This window comes from Williamsia muralis NBRC 105860, assembly GCF_001598915.1.
Classification (GTDB): domain Bacteria; phylum Actinomycetota; class Actinomycetes; order Mycobacteriales; family Mycobacteriaceae; genus Williamsia; species Williamsia muralis.
The window spans coordinates 130,545-155,504 of the sequence record NZ_BDAP01000006.1 but is presented as its reverse complement, the minus strand read 5'-3'; the positions used below and the strand labels follow the sequence as shown (position 1 = coordinate 155,504).

Genomic DNA, 24,960 nt, shown 5'->3' with positions numbered 1-24,960 from the left:
AGACTCGACGATATGACTGCCATCGCCGAATCGCGTTCCACCACCGTCAGTTCCATCGCGGTCCCGCGCACTGCCCTGTCGGTGACCAAACTCGGCGAGCACCTCGGCGCACGGGTTGACGGCGTGCGCTTGTCGGCAGACCTCGATGCGGCCACCATCGAGGCCATCCGCTCGGTGATCGCCACTCACAAGGCCGTGATCTTCACCGGCCAGCACCACCTCGACGACGACGCGCAATACGCATTCGCATCCGTCCTGGGCAGCCCCACCAAGGCGCACCCCACCGTGCTGTCCCGCGGTGAGGACCTGCTGCCGCTCGAAGGGGCCGCGAACTCCTGGCACACCGATGTGACATTCGTCGACCGAATCCCGAAGATCTCGGTCCTGCGTTCCATCCAGCGACCGAGCTACGGCGGCGCGACGATGTGGGCATCGACCGTCGCCGCCTACGCTGCACTCCCCGTTCCGTTGCGCGCGCTTGCCGACCGGTTGCGGGCTGTGCACTCGAACGACTACGACTACGCCGAACACCTCACGGTCGGCGACAGTTCCGATCCCGAGTACCGGGCAGAGTTCGGGAAGACCATCTACCGAACAGAGCACCCCGTGGTTCGCGTTCATCCCGAGACCGGGGAGCGCGCACTCACGCTCGGGCACTTCGTCCAGTCATTCACCGGGTTCAAAACCTCGGAAACAGCAGACCTACTCAGACTCTTTCAGGCCAGAATCGAACGGCCCGACAATACATTCCGGTGGAATTGGAATGAAGGCGATGTTGCCATCTGGGACAATCGGTCCACCCAGCATTACGGCGTCGCAGACTTCGGTGATCAATACCGTCGGGTCAACCGGGTCACCCTTGCCGGGGACATCCCGGTGGGAGTACACCGCGATCGGTCGACGATCATCACCGGTGATGCCTCGGATTACTCCGTTGTCGAAACCCCCAGCCCGCTGATCGGCTGGGAACCGGCCAGCAACGCGAGTATTCGCGGATACGCAGATCTTCCGGCGAATTAATCCTGGGCGCGCCGAAAGGCGCCCGTCCTCGCACGTCACCTGGGCATTTTCGGGCACGGTAAAAGAAAAAGCGCGTTCGTCCGGGGCCAGATAGTGATTACTGCTTAGTATTGCCGTGATGACAACGGCACACTCTCGATTACTTCGCCTGTTCGCCGCGATCACCACGGCGATATTTGCAGCGGCCCCAGCCATTATTGCCGCGCCACACGCCGGCGCCGCGCCAGGCGACGGCGGCATTGTGTCGGCCGCCCCCACCCTGAGCCTCGATTCACTGGGCGCAGGAGAAGATCTCGCCTTTCCCGGCCAGCAGGGTTCGACAACGGTGACAATTCCTGTGCCCGAAGGGCTGACGCCGACCGATATCCGAGCCACGGTTCAGCTGCCGTCGAATGCGCAGGGCGCCACCCTGACCGTCGTCCAAGACGGCGAGACACTGTCATCCATCGACGTGCCGTCAGCCGACCGGACGCCGGTCACGATCGGGTTGCGCGGCGCCGAGGTCATCGACAACGCAGTCATCGTCACCATTCGCAGTTTTGTTGTGCCACCGGCAGGTTTCTGTGTCTTCGATGAGACCGATCAGCTCATGCTTCTCACGCCGTCGGTGGTCTTCTCCGGGACCGAGATCGCGCCCACCGTCGTCGCGGACTTCCTGCCACCGATCCTCCAGCGACTGACCATCGCGACCCCTGCAACACCGACGCAGGCAGAATCCAATGCGGCCGTCGCGCTGGCATCTGCTGTGGTCGGCTATTACGGCGAGCAACCCGTCGACGTCGTGATGGAGACACTTCCGGAAGGTCAGTCCGCGCTCACCACACCATCCACGGCGTTCGAGAGGCAGGTTGCCGTCATCGAACGCCCCGACAGCGCGGTGACCCTACTCGGAACCGTGGGAGTGCCGGCGCTGTTGCTCAGTGGTCCCGCCACAGACCTGACCAACCAGACGCGGTTGTTGACCAGTGACATGTCGCGGCTGGCGGTCAGTTCGAAGGCAGTGGCCGGGCCGTTGCGCGCGAGCCCGCAACTGCCGCCCGATGCGACCACGCTGCGTGACCTGGGTGAGCCGGGTGCCAGCGCCACCGCCCTCACCGATCCCAAGGTCTCGATCGGCCTCGATCAGACACGCCTCGGCCGGCCCACCGGCGACATCAAGGTCAACCTCAAGGGGTCGTACACGCCGCTTCCGCCGAACTATGGCGGCCAGGTGGTGGTCTCGGTCGGTGATGAGGTCGTCACCCGATGGGCCACCGAGCCCAGCGGGACCATCGACAAGATGATCACCATCCCCGACCGGCTACTCCAGCGTTTCACCGACCTCAACGTGGCCGTGGACGCCGCCGGTGACACCGGGGCATGTGGTGAGGCCAGCCCCATCACGCTCGACATCAGTGGCGACAGCCCGGTTCAGAGCAGCCCGGCCACACCGCCGGTGCCGCCTGGGTTCCAGTCGGTTCCGCAGACGTTGATGCCCGAACTCCAAATCGGTCTGACAGTCGGGTCTTTCGCCGACACCGCCCGTGCCGTGTCCATCATCGAGGGTGTTCAGCGACTCAGCGCGGTACCGCTGGGAACAAGTGTGGTGCCGCTCGAGACCGCGACAGCCTCGAAGCTCCCGGCCATCCTGATCGCCGCCGACAACTGGGACGATCCCACCATCGACCTGCCGGTCAGCAAGTCCGGCAACAACCCCATCGATTTCGCCGGGGTCGACGGAAACGGCGACGAGACGACACTGACACTCGACCCGGCGGTGAACTTCGGCTCGTTGCAGACCGTCGTCGACGGTGAGCGGACAGTCCTGGTGGCCACCTCGACCGGTGCCCCTGGCCAGCTCGACGCGTTGCTGGGATGGCTGGGCGCAGATCGGGATCGCTGGGTCCGACTCAACGGCAATGCCCTTGTGGCGGTTCCCGACCGCGACCCCGTGGCGCTGACCGTCGACATCGGCTCCACGTCGAACACCTCCGACACCGAAGACAACCGTTCACTGATCCGATGGATCGGGGCGGGTGTTCTCGTGGCGATCGCGATAGTTGTCGCCATCGTCGTGATCCGCAGTCGCCGGCGCGAACCGGGAAGCTGATCCGTGGCGGCGTCGTCCGGATCGATCTTCTCGCGGTGGCACCCCGCATCGCGAATCGCGCTGCGATGGGCCATCATTCTCGCCGCAACGTTCATCGCCTTCTACTCGACGTGGCGCGACATCTCCGAAGAGGCGTACTCGGGTAGTTTGATCGGCTACGTCTTCTCGGTGCCGTGGCTGGCGTTGCTGGCGGCGCAGGGCGTGGCCCGGCGCCGTACCGGCGAGTTGCCGATTCACGACCGGCAGACGGACGTGATCGTCGGGTTCATGGGGCTGGTACTGGCACTGCTCATCAAAGGCGTTCTGCTGCGCCGATACTCGGACGACTTCAGCCTTCTCCATCTCGATCTGCTCGCGATGTGGATCTTCCTCATCAGCGCCAGCATCATGCTGTTCGGTCTTCGGCCGGTCACCCGATTCGCGTGGGTATGGCTCCTGCTGCTCATGATGTTCCCGCTGCCCTATCGGATCATGGTGATCACCCTTGGTGGCGGCCGTCAGATCGCCGGGCTGGTCGCCCTCGGACTTGCTGCGTTCGCGACCGCCATCGCCGTCGGACGCACCTGGCAACGCGCGGTGACCGGCGCGGCGTTGACGTTTGCGGTCGGTGGCGCAATCCTGTTGGTACTCATCGAGTTCTATCCCAATGCGCCGGTGATGGTGTACCAGCAGACGCCCACACTGACCGCAACGGTGGTGGTCAGCCTCGGTCTCTACTTCTACTCACGCCGGGGAGAGAAGAAACGTCCACTCGAACGGTCGATCAACCCGTTGACCGCCGGCGAGGTGTGGCGATCGGTGCCGGTGGTCGGGGTCATCGCAATTCTTCTGGCCTTCATCACGCTTCCCGTTCCCAGCCTTCCCCCGGTACGTCAGGTGGACGGCCTTCCGTTCCGTACACCGCTCATCTCCCCTCCGCAGTGGCAGACGACGAGCACCGTCGAATACCGGTGGGTCAAGAGGTTCTTCGGCACCAACTCGGTCCTGATCCGGCAGCGAATGCTCGCGGAAGAGGGGAACTTCGAGTGGGACAAGCTGTCCCGCCCGCGGGAGGTGGTGGTCGACAGCGTCACCAGCCGGCGGCCGATCTCGTTCACGATCTACCCCGACAACGTCCTCTACGACATGTCGCAGACCCGCTCCAGTGCAGGACGTGACGTCAACCTCGGTAACGGGATCATCGGGCGGATGTACGCGGTGGTCGACGACAAGCTGCTCGTCACCTGGACCAAGCTCACCTGGACCTGGGAAAACGGCGGCGCCGCACAGCGGGTGACCGTGCTTACCGTCGACAACCACGAGGCGAATGCGCCATTTCCCGAGCCGGCCAACGCACTGGTCAGCAACCTCAACACGGTCTTCACCGTGCTGCTCCGCGGCAATTCTGTGGTGACCAACAACGACCCCGTGTTCAAGGACGAGGGGCTGCTCACCGAGTTCGGTAGAGACCTGGTCGAGGCGCAGCTCGCGCCGCTCAAGAAGCAGGTACCCGCATGACGGGGCCACCGGAGCACCCCACGGGTCCCTCGGTTCCCGGTGAACTGAGTGAGGAGTTCAAGGCCGCGGCGTTGCACGATGCCATCGAGGGGCTCCGTGAGGCCGATCCGCTCAGATCGGCGTCGATCGCAGTTCTGGGATGGCAGAAGAACTTCCTGATCGGGCTCCTCGTGGTGGTTGTCGGGTTCGCCATCTGGCAACCCATTCCGACAGCAACTGCCCTGATCGGTGTCTGCACCCTCGGTTACGTCTGGTCGATGATCGACAGGCTGCTGCTGTTCCGGCGCGGGCTGGCATCGGGCCCGATCAACATCAGCGACGAACGGGCCCGGGCCATCCCCGACGCCGACCTCCCGCTATACACCATCCTGGTACCCGCCTACAACGAACCAGAGGTGGTTGCCGATCTCATCGGCGCGATGGCCGCGCTCGAGTACCCGTCGGACAAGTTGCAGGTCCTGTTGTTGCTCGAGGCCGATGACGACGTCACGATCTCGGCGGCCGAGGGGTGTCAGGACGTCGAGATGATCACCATCGTGCTGGTCCCGGCGGCCGACCCCCGAACCAAACCGAAGGCTTGCAACTACGGTCTGCACCTGGCAACCGGTGAGATCGTCACCATCTATGACGCCGAGGACCTGCCCGATCCCCTTCAGCTCCGGCGCGTGGTGGCAGCCTTTGCCTCAGAGGACGATTCGGTGGCGTGCGTCCAGGCCAAACTCGCGTTCCACAACGGCAGGCAGAACATGCTCACCGGGTGGTTCACCGCCGAGTACGGACTGTGGTTCGGATACCTGTTGCCGGGCCTGATGCGGAGCAAGGCCCCGATCCCGTTGGGCGGCACGTCCAATCATCTCCGGCGCTCGGTACTCCGTGAGATCGGTGCGTGGGACCCGTTCAACGTCACCGAAGACGCCGACCTCGGTGTCCGCATCGCCGAGACCGGCTACCGCACCGCCGTCATCGATTCGGTGACTCTGGAAGAGGCCAACAGCGATCCCATCAACTGGGTCCGCCAGCGATCACGGTGGTACAAGGGCTATCTGCAGACCTGGCTGGTGCATGTCCGACGTCCGGTGGGCCTGTGGCGGGCGATCGGTACCGTGAGTTTCATCCGTTTCACCTTGCTGTTGGCCGGTACACCCGTCATCGCATGCCTCAATCTCGTCTTCTGGTTGATCACCGTCTCGTGGTTTCTCGGCCAGCCCGCGGTCATCGGCGAAGTCTTCCCCTGGTACATCTATTTCCCGGCGCTGGTGTCGCTGATCTTCGGCAACGGCGCCACCATCTACATGAACCTGATCGCGCTGCGCGAAGACGATCGTCCCGATCTGCTGTTGCCTGCCCTGACCGTGCCGCTCTACTGGGTGATGATGAGTGTGGCGTCGGCAAAAGGGTGTTACCAGCTGATCCGCAATCCCTCGTACTGGGAGAAGACCTTCCATGGGTTGTCCGCGAAGCCGGACAGCGACTCCGGTGTCGGACAACCAGATGCGGCGGCAGCCGCATCGAAGACCGGGCCGAGCCAGGTTCCCCTCGACGCGGCGGGCGGCAATGTCTGATCGCGGACTCGGCCGGACCATCTACTTCGTCAGTCTCGCCGTCTACGTGGTGGTCGGCTACGTACTGTGCGTGCGTGAAGGATTCATCATCGGCGACTCGCTGTCCCGGGTGTCTGCGGCACAAACCGTTCTGTTCAGTCGCGACCCGCACGTCGCGGCCATCGGTTTCGTCTTCACGCCTCTGACCTCGCTGATCCAGTTGCCCGCAGTGGCATTCAGCCCACTGTGGGCACCGTTGACCGAACGAGCCTTTTCCGGGGTGCTCATGTCGGCGGCCTTCATGTCCGGTGCCGCGGTACAGATCTTCGCAACTGCCGCGGACCGTGGACTGCCGCGGTCGTTCGCCTTGATCGTCACCGCGCTGTTCGCGTTCAACCCCATGATCGTCTTCTACGGGTCGAACGGTATGAGCGAGGCGCCATTTGTGTTCTTCGTGTGCTGGGCGGTGCGCCGGCTGATCGCCTGGACCACAGACGACGACGTTCACCACCTCGCGGCTGCCGGCATCTCGCTGGGTCTGGGTTACCTCACCCGTTATGACGCCGTCGCCGCCATCGCCTGTGCCTCGCTGCTCGTCGCAGCGACCACGGCCATCCGCGCCTCGCCGCGGCTGCGATGGCGACGAGCCCTGCTGGACGGCGGATTGGTCGCCGCACCGGGCTTTTTCGCCTTCATCGGCTGGGCTGCGAGCAGCTGGCTCATCACGGGCCAGGCGTTTGCACAGTTCAGTTCTCAGTACGGCAACTCGGCGATTCTCCAGCAGTCCGAAGGCGGTGGAACAGATTTCGTGCCCGGTGTCGAGTTCGCGGTGGTGTCCACTGTGCTCCTGGCACCGACGCTTATCCCGCTGGCCCTCGCTGCCGGAGTCGCCGGATGGTGGCGTGGCGACTGGGCTCCGCTGCTGGTGCCGATCGTGTTGTTCGGTAGCGTTCTGGGCTTCCAGGGGTACAGCTATGCCAGTGGATCGACCTTTGGCTTCCTGCGGTTCTACATCGTCGCGATCCCGTTGGCCGCCACGCTCGCCATCCTGCTGGTCCCTGCGCGCGCGTGCACGATCACAAAACGGCGGGGCAAGTACGCACCGCAACCACCGCAGGCCCGCCGTTCGCCCGCTCGCCACCGGGTGGGTTCTGCCCGCACGTGGCCTGGACTCGCAGTGGCCGTTGTCTTGGTGGCGATCACCGTGCCCGCCTCGGCGTACGGCATGAGCAAACCCAAATATGCCCCGCAGGAGTATGCGCTGGGTGCGGTGCTCGACCCGGACCCGGACAACGTCACCGAACGCAAGGCAACCGAACACCGCATTGCGTCAACGTTTTCCACCGAACGAGAGCTGGCGAAGTATCTCGACAGCCTCGACCTGCCCGAGGGCTCGGTGCTGACCGACACCGTCTACGGATTCGCTGTTGTCGCCGCATCTCGAAAGCCCAAGACCTTTGTGGTCCCCTCTGATCTGGATTTCACCGCCTACCTGAACGACCCCAGCAGAAATGAGGTCCGATACCTGTTGTCGGTGCCCAACACCGGTCGCGGTGAGTCCGACGCGGTGAACCTGCGGTATCCGACGTTGTACGAAACCGGCGCCGACATCGCGACTCTGGAGCTCGAGGTACCCAATGACGGTGAGGATCAGCCCGATTGGCGGGTCTACCGGGTTGAGGAAGCTCCGACGCTCTAGGGACTCAACGCCCGGATCACGGCAAAGATGGGATCCCCGGGGCCGATGTCGAGCGTGCACTCGCCGAGCCGGGGGTCGGGCACAAACGCCCAGAACAACGCACCGGCGGTGCCCGCTGCCCGTTGGGCGGTGATCTTCCGCGTCAGGTCGTCCGCCCGGCCCTGCAACGGCCCACACGACCCCGCCATCTGGCCCATCTCGGCAACCACCAGCGGTTTGCCGACCAGACCGGCCTGTTGGATCCGTCGCTGCAGTCCGTCGGTCGCCGTTCCCGGCAGCGGCTCACCCCGCGGCCCGTAGTCGTGGTAATCGAGTACGTCGATCCCCGGCGATGCAGCGACATACTGGTACTCGTCGCCGCGCGAACCACACTGACCGCCGCCTGCGAGCCCGGCCCAGATGGGCGTGTCCGGGTCGAGTGCACGCAGCCGGGCACCGGCGACATCGAAGAACTTCCGGAGCACTTCGGCCGAACGCGGCGGACAGAGCCGGTTCTGCCACGAACACCGACTGTCGTTGCAATTGCTCGGCTCGGCCTCCCCGACCAATTCCCACCCGGCGAGCGCGCGAGAGTTTCCCCACCGGGCCACCGCCGCATCCAGCCAGGACGCATATGCCATCGGCGAATCGTCTGTCGCGGGATCGTCCCAGCGGTCGGCGAACCACGAGTGATCCTTGAATTCGAAGTCCTCACAGACACCCTCACCCGCCGAGAGCACCGCGACGAGCATCTGGTCGTGGTCGGCAGCCTCCTGGAAGATCTTGTCCAGGCGTCCGAAGTCGATCTCACCGGTGTCCTTGTCCCTGGCGAACGACGAGAAGAGATTGAACCGGGTGACCGCGTTCGGGGGCAGCGAGGCGAAATACTTGTTCAGATCGACCTGAGCGCCACAACCTTCGTTGAGTTGCCAATCGGTACCCAGTTGATAGGCCGCGAAACCGATGGGCCACCAAGGTTTTCCGTCCAGGGTCAATCCCTTGGCAGTCGCGGTCACCCTAGACTGCGCGACGGACGGACCCTGTTCGGATTCCGGCGATCCGCACCCGGCCGTCCCGATGACCACTGCGAGGACAACGGCAATCGCCGCCAGACACAGCCGGCCGGGCAGGCGCGTCCCGAGGACGGTGCTCTCGGCGGGGGTCACTCAGCGAATCGTACTCGGATAAACGACAATTCGACGGCCGTTACCGCTCGCAAACCACTGGGTCGGTTGAATACGGACACTGCGGGCAGGCAGCACACCCGGTCTGCGGACCCGGGTACCCTGCAGGCGATGATCCGATCGATGGCGCGTGCCGCAGCCCTGGCGACCGTGGTGATGCTGACGTCTCTCTCGCTCGGCGCCGCCGAGGTGACCGCTGCGCCGATCCAGGGCACACCGACCGCAGGTGCGCCGGCACCCGAGACCATCACCGACAGCTGCCCGTACAGGACGCTGCCGATTCCTCCTGTCGACGAATCCGAGGTGGTTCCGCCGGGCTCATCTTCACCTGCACCTCTGCCCGTGCCCAGCCCACCGGTCGGTGGTGAAGCACTCGGCGGATGTGGCGTGGTCACAGCCCCGGATGCGGCTCCCCCACCCGCCGGACTCACCGCGGCAGGTTGGCTGATCGCCGATCTGACCGCAGGCAAGGTACTGGCGGCCAAAGACCCTCACGGTCGGTACCGTCCCGCCAGCACCATCAAGGTCCTGCTGATCCTGGTGGTTCTCGACGAGTTGGATCTCGACGACACGGTCACCGGAACGCAGGAGGACGACGAGGTGGAGGGCGATGCTGCCGGTGTCGGGCCGGGTGGCGTCTACACGGTGCGCGAACTCCTGGCAGGTCTGATGATGGTGTCCGGCAACGACTGCGCCAACGCCCTGGCCCGCGCTCTCGGCGGCCCGGAGGAGACAGTCGACAGGATGAACGAGAAAGCCCGCGAGCTGGGCGCCCTGGACACACGGGCGGCGTCGGCCTCCGGTCTGGACGGTCCCGGGATGAGCAGCTCCCCGTACGACGAGGCGCTCATCTTCGCCGAGGCCCTGAAGAACGACGACTTCGTGGAGATCTCGCAGCAGACGCAGATGAGGTTTCCCGGCTACCCAGGCATGCCGACGCCCACCCCCACTGACCAGAGCGTCGACGGCGCGGTCGCCGAGACCACCACACAGTCGACTCCTGCCGGGGATCCCGGGATCGACGTCTACAACATGAACCAGCTTCTGTACGACTATCCCGGCACCGTGGCAGGCAAGACGGGCTACACCGACGATGCCCGAAAGACCTTCGTGGGCGCGGCGGAGCGGGAAGGACGCACCATCCTTGTGGTCCAGATGTACGGCCTCAACGACTCCTACGGCTCGTTCTGGCGACAGGCCGAGGCAATGCTCGACTACGGATTCGCCCAGTCACCGGATCTGTTCGTCGGCTCGCTCACCGACGATCCCGCATCGCCTAGTTCGGTGGAGTACTCCGGTGGCACCGACGAAGACGTGGCCAGGTCCCCATCCGTGCAGGATTCGGGCCGGTCGTCATGGACGGCCCGGATCACCATCGGGCTTGTCGGAGCACTGGTTGTCATCGGGCTGGTCTACGCCGGGGCACGGGTGAACAGGCGGCGCTGACACCTCGGCCCGGTTGCGATCAGAACGCGCGGGGTAATGCTGCGGCATGCGTATCGCCATCACCGGAGCCAGCGGCAACCTGGGCACCGCACTCCTGTCCGAGCTCGCCGGGTCCGGACATGACCTGATCGGGATCGCGCGACGGGTTCCCCAGTCGGTGCCGCCGTATGACAGCGCCAGATGGCTTGCGATAGACGTCGGTGGCCGGGAAGCGGTCCGACAACTGACAGCGGCGTTCGAAGGGGTCGATGTTGTTGTCCACCTGGCGTGGCAATTCCAGCCGTCGCATCGCGTGGGCCGATTGCGTGCGACCGGAGTGCAGGGCACCGGCAATGTGCTCGCCGCCTCCGCGGCCGCCGGCATCGGTCACCTGGTGCACATGTCGTCGGGCGCGGTGTACAGCGGCGTCGACGATCATCGCGCTGTCGATGAATCGTGGTCGCGATCAGGCGTCAAGGAGTCGGTCTACAGCATCGGCAAGGTCGACGCGGAACGGTCGATCGACGAGTGGGAGCAGACACATCCGAACACCCCGCCCGTTGCCAGACTTCGACCCGGCTTCATCGGCCAAGGAGGAATCGGCGCCGAACTGCTCCGTTACGCCCTCCCCGGTTACTTCCCCGCTGGTCTGCTCAAGATGCTCCCGATGGTGCCCCTGGATCGCTCGTTGACCATCCCCGCGGTCCATGCGCGCGACGTTGCCGTGGCGATCGGCACCATCATCGATCGACGCGCTCACGGCGCCTTCAACCTCGCCTCCGATCCGCCGGTGACCGCGGCCGACATCGCCACAGCGCTGGGCGCCCGTCTAATTCACGTTCCGAAGCCGGTGGTCGCCGGCGCGGTTGCCCTGTCGTGGCGGCTGCACGTGCAACCGGTGGACCGGGGCTGGATCGAGTTGGCCTACCAGGTACCCCTTCTCGATTGCACCCGAGCACGGCAGGAACTCGACTGGGCTCCCAGGTTCAGCGGAACAGAGACCATCGAACAATCAGTGGATGCCGTGCTCGAATCCGAGGACGGGGCGAGCCCCCCGCTGCGACGCCGCAACCTCATCGGCGAAGTGGGCAAGGTACTCAGCGGCCGTGGCGTGGCCACCCGCGACAAAGCCTGAGCGACAAGCTCATCCGGCCCGCGTCAGCGTCCCGACCCCGGCCGGGCCAAGAACTTGTGCGCTGCCGCTTTCGCGACGTCCGGCGTCACAGCGTCTACCGCCGCCATCGCCTTCGACATGATGGAGCTCGCCACCACTTTGCGCTTCCCGCTCATCATCGCCTCATAACCTTGGCGCGCTACCTCACCGGCGTCGTCCTTCTTCGCCTGCCCCATCTTCGTGTCGTCCATCTGCGCCCGATGGAAGAAGTTGGTGCCCGTGGGACCCGGCATCAGTGATGTGACGGTGACCGCGCTGTCACTCAACTCCCCTTGCAGCGCTTCGACAAACGACTGCACAAAGGACTTCGACGCGTTGTACACCGCCTGATACGGCCCCGGCATCGTGGAAGCGATCGACGACGTGACCAGGAGCTTGCCCTCATTGCGCCGCACCATGTCCTCGAGGACGAGTTTGGTCAGATGCACCGTCGATGTCACGTTGAGGTCGATGACCGACATGGTGTCGGGCAACGGGGTGTCGAGGAAGGCGCCGCCCCGCCCGACACCTGCGTTGAGTGCCGCTGCGGCCAAGGGGCGTTCGTCTGCTGCGACAGCTGCGTAGACCTGCGCCACGCCGTCCTCGGTCCGCAGATCGGCGGTGACCGACCGAACATGAGCACCGGTCTCACCGAGACGCTCGGCGGCGGCGTCGATCTTCTCGCTGTCGGCAGCGACGATGAGGTCGTAACCATCTGCGGCGAACAGTGCCGCGAGTTCGTAGCCGATTCCGCTCGAGGCGCCGGTCACGAGGGCAAGTGGTTTACCGGTTGGTGTGCTGGGCGAATTCGTCATGACGTGTGCGTACCCGATACCGCGTGGTGTCAATCGGTGCGGCGAACCCGGGACACTCTCAGCGTTTGCGTCCCCGTAATGCCGAGATGCCCAGCGCGGTGACGACTCCCGCCCCGATGGCGGCCACGGTGCCTCGCGGGGACAAGCCATCGCGGACGTCGACCCGAGGACTGATGACCACCGGATCGGGGACCCGCGTCGCTTCGAATTTGCGATTGATCGGATCAGTGGCAGCCCACGCCGTGGCGAACAAGATGATCCGTGTGGTGATGAAGGCGAAGACCATGATTCCCAGGATCGGCCCGAAGGTCGCCCCCGCCGGACCCGTCAGGACCGATTTGAGGTAGAACGAGGCCACGAATTTGAAGATCTCGAAGACCACGGCAGTCAGCAGGCCGGCCTTGGCCGCATTCCGGAGCGGCAGTGCCACCCTGGGCAACTTCGCGATGACCCAGGTGAACAGCAACCACGACGCAAGGATCGACAACACATACGACACGGCCCGGATGCCCACCGACACCCCGGGCAGGTCGTCGGCACTTAACCACTCGAGGATCTTCAGTGTGAGTCCGCTGCTGGACAACGCCGAAAGGGAGAACGTCAGGACGATCGCGAGGAACAGTCCCGCCAGCGCACCGAGGTCGGCCAGCTTGGTCTTCACCATCCCTGCGGACTCCGGCTCGGGTCCCCACTGGACGGTCAGTGCGTTGCGCAGGTTGGCCATCCACCCCAGTCCTGCGTACAGCGCGACCACCAACCCGACGACCCCGATGGTGGTACGTGACTCGATCGCCTGGTCCATCAGATCGGTCAGCTGCTGACTCATGCTGCCGTCCACGGACTCGGCGATCTCGTCCTTCGCCTTGTCCAGGAGGTCGGGGTTGCCCGCGAACACGAAGCCCGCGGTGGCGAACCCGATCATCAGCAGCGGAAACAGGGCGAACACACTGAAATAGGTTGCGCCCGCAGCGAAGAAGTCCCCCTTGCTGTCCTGGTAACGCGTGCCCGCAGCCACCAGGTGATCAAGCCACGGCCGCTGCGCGCGCTGCCTGTCCAGGAAGGACGGCTTCTCGGACGCTTTGTCTGTCTCTGGAGTGGACATCGAATCCCCGTTCGGTTCGTCCGTCGAGCCCTTGGCGTCTGGCGAGCGTCTGGTCAGTCGGGTGCCACCGGAGCGGCGAATCCGACTTTGTCATACACCTTCTGCACGGTGCGGGACGCGACGTCACGGGCACGATCGGCCCCAGCGGCCAGCACCCGGTCGATCTCGGCGCGCTCGGCCATCAGTTCGTCGAATCGCGCGCGCAGCGGAATCACGAACTCGCTCAACGCCTCTGCCGTGTCCACCTTGAGCTGGCCATAACCCTGGCCGGCGTACCCGGCGACGAGATCGTCGACGGACTTGCCGGTCAGTGCCGACTGGATGGTCAGCAGGTTGCTCACCCCTGGTTTGTTCTCCCGGTCGAAGACGATGTCGCGACCGTTGTCCGTCACCGCGGAGCGCAGCTTCTTGGCCGACCGTTTGGGGTCGTCGAGGAGGTTGATCAAGCCCGAATCGGATTCGGCGGATTTGCTCATCTTGGCCGTCGGATTCTGCAGGTCGTAGATCTTGGCCGTCTCGGCCACGATGTACGCCTCCGGCACCACAAACGTCTTGCCGAAGCGGGAGTTGAACCGTTGCGCCAGGTTTCGCGTCAGTTCGAGGTGCTGGCGCTGATCCTCGCCGACGGGGACCTGGTCCACCCCGAACGTGAGGATGTCGGCGGCCATCAAGATCGGGTAGGTGAACAGACCCACGCTCGCATGGTCCACACCCTGCTTCGCCGACTTGTCCTTGAACTGCGTCATCCGGCTGGCTTCGCCGAACCCGGTGATGCACGACAGCACCCAGGTCACCTGCGCGATCTGCGGCACGTGGGACTGCAGATAGATGGTCGCGCGATCCGGATCGACGCCCAGGGCGAGCAGTTGGGCAACACTGCGGCGTGACCGGTCGCGGAGCGCCTTGGGGTCGTGCGCTGCGGTGATGGCGTGCATGTCGGGGATGAAGTAGAAGGCGTCCTCGAACTCGTCCTGGAGGGCCACCCACTGCTGAACAGCACCCAGGTAGTTGCCCAGATGGAACGAATCGCTGGTCGGCTGGATACCCGACAGCACGCGTCTGCGCCGCTCTGTTGTCCCGGTCTCGGTAGTCGCTTCAGTCACCTGCGTGATTCTTCCATTCTGCGGCGGGTGGATTCACGAGTACTCCACCGTGACGGGGGCGTGGTCGGACCAGCGGAGGTCATAGGCGTCGGCCCGGTGCACATACGACTTGGTGGCCCGTTGCCCCAGTCGCTTGTTCGCGAGCTGGTAGTCGATCCGCCAGCCGGCGTCGTTGTCGAAGGCCTTGCCGCGCCAGCTCCACCACGAGTACGGGCCAGGTACCTCACCCGCCAGTTCGCGGGCGGCGTCGACCCATCCGGCCTCGAGCAGTCCGGCGACCCACTGCCGCTCCTCGGGCAGGAAGCCAGGATTCTTGACGTTTCCCTTCGCGTTCTTCAGGTCGAGCTCGGTGGGTGCGATGTTCCAGTCGCCACCGATGACCACGTCGCGGCGTTTGCGCGACAATGCCGCGAGATGGGCAGAGAACTCATCGAGGAACCGGAACTTCTCCTCGCGCTTCGGGCCGTCCGAAGCACCCTTGGGCAGGTACAGACTGGCCACGGTCAGATCACCGAAGTCGGCCTCGACGTACCGGCCGGTGCCGTCGAACTCGTTGCTGCCGAACCCCTTACGAACACGGTCCGGAGCCGAGCGCGACAGGATCGCCACACCAGAATGACCCTTGACCGTCGACTCGTTCAGCGTGAGATGCCACCCGTCGGCGAGGGCGGGGGCGAGTGCTTCGACCACCTGCTCTTCGGTGGCCCGGGTTTCCTGCAGCAGCACGTGGTGGGTGTCGGTGTCGCGCAGCCACGGCAGGAGCCCCAGGTTGCGCTCAGAGCGATGTTTCACCGCTGCCCGGATGCCATTTGCGTTGATCGTGGTCACGATTGTCGTCACGTCCGACGACCCTACGTGCGGGTCACGACATCACCGGCAGCGGTCCGTGAACTCCGTGCGGGTCAACGTGCGTCGACCGCGACCAGCTCGTCCGACTGCGGAAGAACCGGAGCCTTGGCCCCGACCCGCCGGGCATACGCGAGGGCCAGCGCCAGGACCAGCAGACCTGCCACTGCCAACCCGGCGCCGAGCAGAGACGGTGCGCGGTACCCGTACCCGGCCGCGATCACCAGACCGCCGAGCCATGCCCCTCCGGCGTTGGCGATGTTGAGTGCCGAGTGGTTCAGCGCAGCGGCGAGCGTTTGCGCGTCCTCGGCGACATCCATCAGACGAATCTGCAACGCCGGTGTCAGCGCGGTCCCGCTGACACCGATCAGGAACGTGAGCACCAGGGCGGCCCACGGGTTGTCGGCGAGCAACGCGAACAGGATGAGTACCACCGTGATCGCCACCAGCCCGATGAAGATGGCCCGGACCACACCGCGATCGGCAAGTGCACCGCCGGCGATGTTGCCGGTGACCATGCCGAGGCCGAACAGCATCAGTGCGATGGGGATGAATGACTCGGACACTCCGGAAACGCTGGTCAGCGTGGTGCTGATGTAGGTGTAGAACGCGAACATCCCGCCGAATCCGACGATGCCGATGAACAGCGTGAACCACACCTGAGGCCGGGTGAGGGCGCCCAGTTCGGTGATGGGGTTGGTGATTTTCATGCCGGACAACGTGGGCAGGAACACCGACAGGGCACCGATGGTCAGCAGCCCGATCACCACCACCACGACAAATGCGGCGCGCCATCCCAGAGTGCTGCCGAGCCAGGTGGCGGCAGGGACGCCGATCACGTTGGCGACGCTGAGGCCCAACATCACCTGCCCCACCGCCTTGGCCCGTGCATCCGGGCCGGCGAGGTGTGCGGCGACCAGAGCCGCGACCCCGAAGTAGGCGCCGTGGGGAAGGCCTGCGACAAAGCGGGCCACCATGAGCATGCCGTAACTCTGGGCGAGCACTGTGGCGGCGTTGCCGATGGTGAAGGCCACCATCAAGGCGATCAGGAGTGTGCGCCGGGACATCCGGGCGGTCAGCGCAGCGATCAGCGGTGCACCCACCACGACACCGAGAGCGTAGGCGGAGATGACGTGTCCGGCGGTGGGTTCGGTGGTCCCGAGGGAATCCGCGATCGACGGGAGCAGTCCCATCGCCACGAACTCGGTGGTGCCGATCCCGAAGGCACCGAGGGCAAGCGCCAGGACGGCGTTGCGACGACTTCCCCGCCAGCCCCGCCATCCCTGCGGGTTCGCGGTGGAAACCGGGGTACTGACGGCAGACATGGTTCATCCTCTCGAGGGGGCTTGGGGTGAGGCGGCGACGCTGCCGGGCAACCAAGGTTTCAACTGCGTGGCCCACCGCGATGATTCCCTGCGGTGAGGTGAACTCGCCCACAGCCGGGCCATGGAGGTCAGTCCGTGCCGAGCGCGGCCTTGACGCCACTTCACGAAGCTGTCGACTCCCGCCGAATCACCGCGGGCACGCGGGCAAAAAGTGCTGTTACGCAAGGTCAGAATCAGTCTGCGCAGGATGCTTTTTTGGCCGGGTGGCGCGTGTTATATCCTTATCGCCAGGTCATGAGTATCAGCGACAAGCCCCGGCTCGCTGATCGGCAACCCTCCAACCGCGGTGGGGTGCTCCGGGTGATGACCAGGCCAGCGGTTTTTCGCCGCGGCAAGCGCGGGTCCGAAGGTCGGACCCAACAGTTGGATGCACCACCGACCATGAAGGAAGAAGTTCGCCATGTCTGACACTGACGTCAATCCCGCCGACAACTGGAGCTTCGAGACCAAGCAGGTCCATGTTGGTCAGAGCCCCGATTCGCAGACCTCGGCCCGGGCATTGCCGATCTACCAAACCACCTCGTACACCTTCCGTGACACCGAGCACGCAGCGAACCTCTTCGGACTCGTCGAACCCGGCAACATCTACACGCGCATCATGAACCCGACGCAGGATGCCGTCGAGCAGCGCATCGCGGCACTCGAGGGTGGCGTCGCCGCTCTCCTGGTCGCGTCCGGTCAGGCCGCCGAGACCTACGCCATCCTCAACATCGTCGAAAACGGCGGGCACGTCGTGTCGAGCCCGCGGCTCTACGGCGGTACCTACAATCTCTTCCACTACACACTGCCCAAGCTGGGCATCGAGGTGGGCTTCGTCGAGGATCCCGAAGATCTCGACAGCTGGCGTGCGGCGATCAAGCCGAACACCCGCGCATTCTTCGGTGAGACCATCTCCAACCCCAACAACGAGATCCTTGATCTACCGGGAATCAGCTCGGTCGCGCACGAGGCGGGCCTGCCCCTCATCGTCGACAACACCGTCGCGACCCCGTACCTGATCAATCCCCTCGCCCACGGCGCCGACATCGTCGTCCACTCGGCAACCAAGTACCTCGGCGGCCACGGCACAGCGATCGGCGGAGTGATCGTCGACGGCGGTACCTTCGACTGGCGTGGACAGCGAGACGGCAAAGACCTGTTCCCGGGCTTCACCACCCCGGACCCCAGCTACCACGGTGCCGTGTTCGCAGACCTCGGCGCACCGGCCTACGCGCTCAAGGCCCGGGTCCAGTGGCTGCGCGACACCGGCGCCGCGATCTCGCCGTTCAACGCCTTCCTCATCGCGCAGGGTCTGGAGACCTTGAGCCTGCGGATCGAGCGGCACGTGTCCAACGCTCAGGCCGTCGCCAAGTATCTCTCCGAGCACGCTCAGGTCGAGTCGGTCGCGTACGCCGGCCTCGAATCGTCGCGCTGGTACAAGCGAGGTCAGGAACTCGCCCCGCGCGGCCAGGGCGCCATCATCGGTTTCGAGATCGCCGGTGGCGTCGATGCCGGCAAGCGGTTCGTCGAAGGACTCACCCTGCACAGCCATGTCGCCAACATCGGCGACGTGCGCTCGCTGGTGATCCACCCGGCCTCCACCACCCACTCGCAGCTGCTGCCGGAAGAGCAGCTCGCCGCAGGTGTCGCCCCAGGGCTGGTCCGGTTGGCAGTTGGCATCGAGAACATCGCCGACATCATTGCCGACCTCGACGCAGGCTTCGCCGCAGCCAAGTGACGACGAGCCCCAAGCCGACATTGAGCACCGACCCGCACACGCCCCCGCGAATCCACCCGGATTGGGAGTCGCTGCCTGACGGGAAGCTGACCAGTGTGTCGGTGGGGCCCATCGAGCTCGACAACGGCGAGCGCATCGAGAACGTCACCCTCGCCTTCCAGCGGTGGGGCACACTCTCGAAAGCGCGCGACAACGTGGTGCTGGCGCTACACGCGCTCACCGGTGACTCCCACGTCACCGGCCCGGCCGGACCCGGTCAGCCCTCCCCTGGTTGGTGGGATGGGCTGATCGGTCCGGGCGCCGCCGTCGACACGAACGAATGGTGTGTGGTCTCGGCCAACGTCCTCGGTGGTTGTCGGGGGTCCACCGGACCGGCATCACTCGATTCCGAAGGGCGCGTGTGGGGTTCGCGCTTCCCGCAGATCACCGTGCTCGACCAGGTGCGGGCCGAGGTCGCGTTGATGGACGCCCTCGAGATCGACACCGTCGCAGCGGTCCTCGGTGGATCCATGGGCGGCGCGCGGTCGCTCGAGTGGGTGATCGGCTACCCCGAACGAGTGCGCAGTGCACTCATCTTGGCTGTGGGCGCCCGGGCCTCCGCGGACCAGATCGGCACCCAGACCACCCAGATCGCCGCCATCCAAGCCGATCCCGATTGGCAGGGCGGCGACTATCACGGCACGGGCCGCAGGCCGACCGCGGGATTGGGAGTTGCGCGGCGCATTGCGCACATGTACTACCGCCACGAACTCGAGTTGGACGAGCGCTTCGCGAATTCGCCCCAGGGACAAGAGAATCCACTCGAGGGTGGCCGTTACGCGGTCCAGAGCTACCTCGAACACCAGGCCGACAAGTTGGTCCAGCGGTTCGATCCCGGCAGCTACGTGGTGCTCTCGCAGGTCCTCAACCACCACGACGTCGGCCGCGGTCGCGGCGGCGTCGAGGCGGCGCTGCGTAGCTGCGAGGTGCCGGTGATCGTCGGCGGTATCGACTCCGACCGTCTGTACCCGATCCGTCAGCAGGTCGAGTTGGCCGAGCTGATGCCGGGATGCGTCGACGGCTTGCACGTTGTGCATTCGGCCAACGGCCACGACGGATTCCTGACCGAATTCGATGCGGTCTCAGAGCTTCTGAAGAAAACCGTCGATCTGGCGCGGCGCTGACTCAGCGCTAGACCTTCCTGCCGGACTCCTGTCAGGCGATCAGCGCGCTTGCGGCGTGGGCGCGATGGCGTCTGGGATCGTCGTCGGGGCGATCGGCGTCATCGCGGGCGGTGTCATGGCGGGCGGGGGCTCGATGGCCGTGCTGTCCGGAGGCGGCGTGCTCGGATTGCTTGTCGGCGGAACCAGTGTCGGAGACCACGGGAACGACGGCAACGGGAACGGCCACAGAGACGGGCTCAGAGTGGACGTCGACGGCCGGGACGGTCCGGTACCGGCCGGCAATTCCGTTGTGGCCCAACCCGGGTCCGAGTTTCCACCGCCACCGCCGCCACCTCCACCAACGGCCGGTGGTGCCGGATCGACAGTGGTGGTGATCGTCACCGGCTGAGGTTGCACTGGTGGACGGTCCGGTGTGCTCACGCGCGGACTGGAGATCTCGACGGTGGTCGTGGGCGCCACCGTGGTGGTCGTGGTGGACGACGTGGGTGGCTGCGACTCCGGAGTACTCGGATTGCCCGCCAACGACGAACCCACCGCGTACACGGTCATCAGCGCGCCGGCGAGCAAGGCCCCGAACACGGCAAGCGGCGCGGCCGAGAGCCAATCGCGACTGCGCCTGCCACCGATGAACGCCAGATCGGCACCGCCACGTCCCCGCGCCGCGATCTTCGCGGCGCCGGTGGCCGCCACCGACTCCGGCGCCTTGGGCAGAACTGCCTCGAGACCGGCGGCGTCGACGATCAGGTCACGGAAGATCGGGATGTTCGCAATGCCGCCGACGAGCACTACTGCTTCTGCCCCCGAGGCGTGCGGCCCGTTCACGTAATCGCCGACCACGCGTGCGGCGTGCTCGGCCATCGGAGTGGTCAGCCGTTCGAGCGAGGTCCGGGTGACGGTCACCGGGTCGGCGCGGTTACCGACCATCAGCGCCGTCGAATCCTTGATGGACAGTTCCTCTTTGGCGGTACGGCAGGCGCTCAGCACCGTGGACTTGCGCCGTCCGCGTAAGCGGCCAGAACCCACGACGTCATCGGCGATCAGCGAATCCAGTGCGATACCGGCAACCGATTCGCTGCGTTGGTAGTCGGTGATGCGACGACTCGACGGGTCGAGGCAGTACATGCCCATCCCGGTGTCGCCGAGGTCGACGACGACCACCTGTGCGAAGCGACTGATCTCGCCCGTACTGATCAGCTGGTGCGCCACGGCCTCGGTCTCCGCGACCAACTGGATCTGACGTTTGGCGCCGGTCCCCTTGGACGCGATTTCCCGGGCGTGCTCATCGGTTCGGTAGGCAACGCCGATGGTGCCGACGCGGTCGCCGCGCTCTCGCGCCTGGGTGAGCATCAGATCGATGCCGGAATTGATCCTTCCGGCCCGGGTCAGTCCATCGGTGGGGTCGACGTCGATCACCCGGCCCAGAGCATCGACACGACCACTCTCGTCGGTCGTCAGCAGAACGCAGTGGACCATTCCACTGCCTGCGGACAGGCCCAGCGAGGTGTTCATTGCTCTCTTCCGAACTGTTGATGTGTCGCCTGCCTGCGCGGATGCGGTTCTTCCACATCGTGCGACAAGCTCTCCTGGCGTGCCCCCCAGCACTTTTTGTTGCCGGCTCCTGGCCGACGATCGACAACGACCGTCGCGGCTCAGGTCAACCGACTGGTGCAGTAACAGACACGATTGTAATCAATCTGTGCCCAAAGGGTCGATCGAGGTAGCCAACCACAGTATTGCGACGCCGGCCAAGGACATGGCCACGACGTCGGCGAATCGTCCACGCACCTCGAGGAGACCGACCCTCGAACTGGGCAGAATCGCACGTAAGAGCGCTGCGAGGAGGGCAGCAGACCCGAAGACGAAGGCTCCACGACGCCAGCGGTCGAACACCAGGAACACCGCTGCGATCACGACCAGGGCGACGACGGCCATGAATGGGATCTGCACGAGAACCCACCGCAGCCTGCGCACCTGGTGCAGCCGCCGGGCACGGTTCCGTGCGGCACGATCGGCCCCACCTCGGATGTCGGACGATCTGGGCGTCATCTGCTGTCGGCGATCAACGCTGTGCAAGCGCGGACTCTGCGCGTTCCACGACGTTGGCCATCAGGAACGCCCTCGTGAGTGGACCGACACCGCCCGGATTGGGAGATACGTGGCCTGCCACGTCCCAGACATCGGCCGCGACATCTCCCACCAGACCGGCATCGGTGCGGCTCACGCCCACGTCGATCACGGCAGCGCCCGGCTTCACCATGTCGGCGGTGATCAGCCCGGCCACACCTGCTGCAGCTATCACGATGTCGCCGCGCCTGACCTCGGCGGCCAGATCCCGGGTACCGGTGTGACAGAGGGTCACCGTGGCGTTGTCGGTGCGCCGTGTCAGCAACAGACCGATGGGGCGGCCGACGGTGACTCCGCGGCCGACCACCACCACGTGGGCACCGGCGATCTGGATGTCGTAGCGCCGCAACAGATGCAGGATGCCCCGCGGGGTACACGGCAGTGGCGCGTCGGACGAGGTTCCGGAACCGTCGAGGACCAGCCGGCCGAGGTTGATCGGGTGCAGACCGTCCGCGTCCTTGTCCGGGTCGATCCGCTCGAGGGCGGCGTTCTCGTCGAGGTGCTTCGGCAGCGGCAACTGCACGATGTACCCGGTGCACGCCGGGTCCGCATTCAGGTCGTCGATGGCCTCGTTGAGCTGTTCGGTGGTGATGTCGGCCGGCAGGTCCTTGCGGATGGAGGCGATCCCGAGTTTGGCGCAGTCGTTGTGTTTGCCGCGGACATAGGCCTGCGAGCCCGGGTCGTCACCGACGAGGACCGTGCCGAGTCCGGGGGTGACCCCCGCGGCCCGAAGTTTGTCCACGCGGGCCTTGAGGTCGGTGAAGACCTCGTCGCGGGTGGCTTTTCCATCCAGTACGGCTGCGCTCACGCTGCCATTGTTCCAGGCGTCGGTGATACCTGGTGCCAGGGGCACGCGCGGGGTCGATGAGCGGTCATTCGAGATCGAACCACGCCACCGCGGGCGCCTCGATCCCGCCGACCCAGACGCGCCCGTTGTGTTCGACCACACCCGTGCTCTGACCGAAACCGGGGACGGGGACCCGGTACTCCGCGACGACCCGGACGGTGGCCAGTTGGATCTTCAGCAGACGCATCGGTGCCACCGCCTTCGGCAACAGACGATCCGGCAGCCGCCAGAGCAGTTTGCGCAGGCCGGGTCTGCCGGCCAGGGCGTCGAGTGTGCCGTTGCGGTTGGCCACGAGGGCGAGCCACATGTGCTCACCATCCGGTGCCAGCGAACTGTTGTCGGGAAAGGCGGGCAGACCGTCGAGAACCACCGAATCGGTTCCCGTCTCCAGATCGAAGGACCGTAACCGGTAGGCGCCGGTCTCGGCGATCAGCAGCCGACCCTGGTGCACGACCAGCCCGTTGGCGAACTGCAAACCGGTCAGCACCACCTCAGCAGTACCCGACCAGGGTGAGGTCGATGATTCGTGAGAGCCCGGATCACCGGGATCGTTCAGCACCACGCGCAGCAGTCTGCCCGCGCCCGAGTGCTCGAAGATGTCGGCCATGTACATCTCGTACGGATGGCGGGTGGTCGACTGGGTCACGTAGAGCTCGAGTGGCCGTGGATCGGGGCCGTCGGTGGCGGCGGTGACCACCACGTTGGAACAGAAGGTCAGCCGTTCGCCATCGATCTGGTCGACGACGGTGTCGATGCGCCCCGACCGGACGTCCATGTGCAACAGGCCGCGCTCGCTGTCGCAGATGAACAGGTGGTCGCCGAGCATCTCCATACCCAGGGGGCGCCCACCGGTGTTCGCCACCACCTGCCGCGAGTGGTCGACCGGGTCGATGCGGATGATGTTGCCGCCGATGGCACCGGTGTAGATCCGTCCCTCGCGGTCCACGACGACGTCTTCGGGTGAATCGTCGTCCAGGGTGATCACCGTGACTTCAGGGGTGAGCGGAGCCGGCCAGCCCGCGGTGTTCGCCGGAGGCGGCGTCCAGGCCACCGGGTGGATGACCGGCTTCTTCGGCGCACTGGTGTGCTCGTTGCCAGGCCTCCGGGCCTCACCAGGTGTGTGGGTCACAACTCTCCTCCCCCGATCCGCAGACCGTGTGCCACCGCGAACTCCATGGCCTGGTCGGGATCGACCGAGGCGTCGGTCACCGACGCCTGCAGCCAGAGCAGCGGATCGCACCGCGCACCGCGCAGGTTCGCTTGTCCGAGTTTGACACCCACAGCCCGGATCCCGGTGAGATCTGAGCCGGAGAGATCCGCGCCGATCAAGATGGACTCGGTCAGATTCGCCTCCCGGAGGCGGCATCCCCGGAGCACCACGCCCGACATGTCCAGACCGCCGATCGACATCAGCGACATGTCGCAGTCGATCATCGTGAGGGGCCGCACCCGCGAGTGGGTGATGACCGAGCCGACCAGACTGCAGTCGGCCATCTCGACCTTGTTGAGATGGGTGCGCTCGAAGTGACAATTCCGGAAGGCACTCGACCGATGGCGGGAGCGGGCGAGACTCGCGCCGGTGAAGTCGCAATCGGTGAATGTTGTGCCCTCCGTTGACAGCTCGCTGAGGTCACATTCGACAAAACTGCATCCGACGAACTGCCGGCCCACCCATTCCTCGCCGGAATGGTCGGCAAAATCGAACCGTTCGTCCACGGTGGCCTCATCGCTCATGAGTGCATGTCTACACCGCCACGGCGACACCGCCGAAGAGTCCTCCATGGCGGTGAGTCAAGCTTGACGAGTGTTCCGACTGCTGTTCCACGAGCCCTGCATACCCCCCAACACCGGTAACGCGATCCGGTTGGCGGCCAACACCGGGTGTCAGCTACACCTGGTGGAACCGCTGGGATTCGACCTGTCCGAACCCAAGGTGAAGCGTGCCGGGCTCGACTACCACGACATGGCGTCGGTGACCGTGCACGAGGATCTGTTCGCTGCCTGGGGTGCGCTTGCCCCACAACGGGTTTTCGCCTTCACCGCCCATGCCGACACGTTCTACACCGACATCCACTATCAACCCGGCGACGTTCTGTTGTTCGGTCCAGAGCCCACCGGGCTGTCGGAAGAGGTGATGTCCGACCCGCACGTGACCGAACGTGTCCGCATCCCCATGCTGGCCGGCCGACGTTCCCTCAACCTCGCGAACGCGGCGAGCATCGTTGTGTACGAGGCATGGCGACAGCACGGTTTCGCCGGGGCGGTCTAGCG

Annotated in this window: 21 protein-coding genes and 1 riboswitch; of the genes, 10 read left to right on the top strand and 11 right to left on the bottom strand. The window is 65.4% G+C overall.

Annotated features, from left to right (window positions below):
* The first annotated feature begins 12 nt into the window (after window positions 1-12).
* The 5 genes from WIMU1_RS20855 (at window position 13) to WIMU1_RS20835 (ending at window position 7,846) form a co-directional block, all read left to right on the top strand.
* Window positions 13-1,020: a TauD/TfdA dioxygenase family protein gene (locus WIMU1_RS20855; protein WP_062800064.1), complete on the top strand. Its 1,008-nt coding sequence runs from the start codon at window positions 13-15 to the stop codon at window positions 1,018-1,020.
* Between the two features lie 118 nt (window positions 1,021-1,138).
* Window positions 1,139-3,109 carry a hypothetical protein gene (locus tag WIMU1_RS20850; RefSeq protein WP_243404369.1) on the top strand — a complete coding sequence of 657 codons (1,971 nt, stop codon included), beginning with the start codon at window positions 1,139-1,141 and terminating at the stop codon, window positions 3,107-3,109.
* A gap of 3 nt (window positions 3,110-3,112) precedes the next feature.
* Entirely contained in the window at window positions 3,113-4,606 is a 1,494-nt protein-coding gene (locus WIMU1_RS20845; protein WP_062800062.1) for a hypothetical protein, read from the top strand.
* Window positions 4,603-6,168 carry a glycosyltransferase gene (locus WIMU1_RS20840; RefSeq protein ID WP_062800061.1) on the top strand — a complete coding sequence of 522 codons (1,566 nt, stop codon included), beginning with the start codon at window positions 4,603-4,605 and terminating at the stop codon, window positions 6,166-6,168. Before WIMU1_RS20845 ends, WIMU1_RS20840 begins: the two co-directional genes overlap by 4 nt.
* Window positions 6,161-7,846: an ArnT family glycosyltransferase gene (locus tag WIMU1_RS20835; RefSeq protein WP_062800059.1), complete on the top strand. Its 1,686-nt coding sequence runs from the start codon at window positions 6,161-6,163 to the stop codon at window positions 7,844-7,846. Before WIMU1_RS20840 ends, WIMU1_RS20835 begins: the two co-directional genes overlap by 8 nt.
* Here WIMU1_RS20835 and WIMU1_RS20830 read toward each other — a convergent pair.
* A complete protein-coding gene (locus tag WIMU1_RS20830; protein ID WP_245969064.1) occupies window positions 7,843-8,991 on the bottom strand; it encodes a beta-mannosidase in 1,149 nt (382 codons plus the stop codon). The genes WIMU1_RS20835 and WIMU1_RS20830 overlap by 4 nt on opposite strands.
* A gap of 129 nt (window positions 8,992-9,120) precedes the next feature.
* On the opposite strand from WIMU1_RS20830, the gene WIMU1_RS20825 reads away from it, so the two are divergent.
* Window positions 9,121-10,455, top strand: a complete 1,335-nt coding sequence (locus WIMU1_RS20825; protein WP_120803004.1) for a D-alanyl-D-alanine carboxypeptidase family protein — start codon at window positions 9,121-9,123, stop codon at window positions 10,453-10,455.
* 46 nt (window positions 10,456-10,501) lie between these two features.
* A complete protein-coding gene (locus WIMU1_RS20820) occupies window positions 10,502-11,569 on the top strand; it encodes an NAD-dependent epimerase/dehydratase family protein (RefSeq protein WP_062800057.1) in 1,068 nt (355 codons plus the stop codon).
* 23 nt (window positions 11,570-11,592) lie between these two features.
* On the opposite strand, the gene WIMU1_RS20815 is transcribed toward WIMU1_RS20820, so the two are convergent.
* The 5 genes from WIMU1_RS20815 to WIMU1_RS20795 all read right to left on the bottom strand — a co-directional run bounded on the left by WIMU1_RS20815 (window position 11,593) and on the right by WIMU1_RS20795 (window position 16,778).
* Window positions 11,593-12,402, bottom strand: a complete 810-nt coding sequence (locus tag WIMU1_RS20815; protein ID WP_062800055.1) for an SDR family NAD(P)-dependent oxidoreductase — start codon at window positions 12,400-12,402, stop codon at window positions 11,593-11,595.
* A gap of 58 nt (window positions 12,403-12,460) precedes the next feature.
* Window positions 12,461-13,504 carry an inner membrane protein YhjD gene (gene yhjD, locus WIMU1_RS20810; RefSeq protein WP_062800053.1) on the bottom strand — a complete coding sequence of 348 codons (1,044 nt, stop codon included), beginning with the start codon at window positions 13,502-13,504 and terminating at the stop codon, window positions 12,461-12,463.
* A gap of 53 nt (window positions 13,505-13,557) precedes the next feature.
* Window positions 13,558-14,607 (bottom strand): tryptophan--tRNA ligase, encoded by a 1,050-nt coding sequence (gene trpS, locus WIMU1_RS20805; RefSeq protein WP_084248440.1) that lies wholly within the window; start codon window positions 14,605-14,607, stop codon window positions 13,558-13,560.
* A gap of 33 nt (window positions 14,608-14,640) precedes the next feature.
* The gene (locus WIMU1_RS20800; protein WP_062800050.1) at window positions 14,641-15,447 is read right to left on the bottom strand and encodes an exodeoxyribonuclease III; all 807 of its coding nucleotides are present in this window, start codon (window positions 15,445-15,447) and stop codon (window positions 14,641-14,643) included.
* 62 nt (window positions 15,448-15,509) lie between these two features.
* The gene (locus WIMU1_RS20795; RefSeq protein ID WP_062800049.1) at window positions 15,510-16,778 is read right to left on the bottom strand and encodes an MFS transporter; all 1,269 of its coding nucleotides are present in this window, start codon (window positions 16,776-16,778) and stop codon (window positions 15,510-15,512) included.
* Window positions 16,779-17,068: 290 nt separating this feature from the next.
* A riboswitch (SAM riboswitch) is annotated at window positions 17,069-17,182 on the top strand.
* 56 nt (window positions 17,183-17,238) lie between these two features.
* Between WIMU1_RS20795 and WIMU1_RS20790 the strand changes: the two genes are divergently transcribed.
* Both WIMU1_RS20790 and metX read left to right on the top strand, forming a co-directional pair.
* Window positions 17,239-18,555 (top strand): bifunctional o-acetylhomoserine/o-acetylserine sulfhydrylase, encoded by a 1,317-nt coding sequence (locus WIMU1_RS20790; protein WP_030171167.1) that lies wholly within the window; start codon window positions 17,239-17,241, stop codon window positions 18,553-18,555.
* 20 nt (window positions 18,556-18,575) lie between these two features.
* Window positions 18,576-19,718, top strand: coding sequence for a homoserine O-acetyltransferase MetX (gene metX / locus WIMU1_RS20785; RefSeq protein WP_062800283.1), 1,143 nt, complete (start codon window positions 18,576-18,578; stop codon window positions 19,716-19,718).
* Window positions 19,719-19,757: 39 nt separating this feature from the next.
* Here the strand turns inward: metX and WIMU1_RS20780 are convergent, their stop codons facing one another.
* The 5 genes from WIMU1_RS20780 to WIMU1_RS20760 all read right to left on the bottom strand — a co-directional run bounded on the left by WIMU1_RS20780 (window position 19,758) and on the right by WIMU1_RS20760 (window position 24,423).
* Window positions 19,758-21,227, bottom strand: coding sequence for an Hsp70 family protein (locus tag WIMU1_RS20780; RefSeq protein ID WP_062800047.1), 1,470 nt, complete (start codon window positions 21,225-21,227; stop codon window positions 19,758-19,760).
* A 180-nt stretch (window positions 21,228-21,407) separates the two neighbouring features.
* Window positions 21,408-21,764 carry a DUF3017 domain-containing protein gene (locus WIMU1_RS20775; RefSeq protein ID WP_023962076.1) on the bottom strand — a complete coding sequence of 119 codons (357 nt, stop codon included), beginning with the start codon at window positions 21,762-21,764 and terminating at the stop codon, window positions 21,408-21,410.
* 13 nt (window positions 21,765-21,777) lie between these two features.
* A complete protein-coding gene (locus tag WIMU1_RS20770) occupies window positions 21,778-22,650 on the bottom strand; it encodes a bifunctional methylenetetrahydrofolate dehydrogenase/methenyltetrahydrofolate cyclohydrolase (protein ID WP_062800281.1) in 873 nt (290 codons plus the stop codon).
* A 64-nt stretch (window positions 22,651-22,714) separates the two neighbouring features.
* Window positions 22,715-23,818, bottom strand: a complete 1,104-nt coding sequence (locus WIMU1_RS20765) for a hypothetical protein (RefSeq protein ID WP_062800045.1) — start codon at window positions 23,816-23,818, stop codon at window positions 22,715-22,717.
* Window positions 23,815-24,423 carry a pentapeptide repeat-containing protein gene (locus WIMU1_RS20760; RefSeq protein WP_062800043.1) on the bottom strand — a complete coding sequence of 203 codons (609 nt, stop codon included), beginning with the start codon at window positions 24,421-24,423 and terminating at the stop codon, window positions 23,815-23,817. Before WIMU1_RS20760 ends, WIMU1_RS20765 begins: the two co-directional genes overlap by 4 nt.
* A 70-nt stretch (window positions 24,424-24,493) precedes the next feature.
* Between WIMU1_RS20760 and WIMU1_RS20755 the strand changes: the two genes are divergently transcribed.
* The gene (locus tag WIMU1_RS20755) at window positions 24,494-24,958 is read left to right on the top strand and encodes a tRNA (cytidine(34)-2'-O)-methyltransferase (protein ID WP_023962068.1); all 465 of its coding nucleotides are present in this window, start codon (window positions 24,494-24,496) and stop codon (window positions 24,956-24,958) included.
* The last annotated feature ends 2 nt before the right edge of the window (window positions 24,959-24,960 follow it).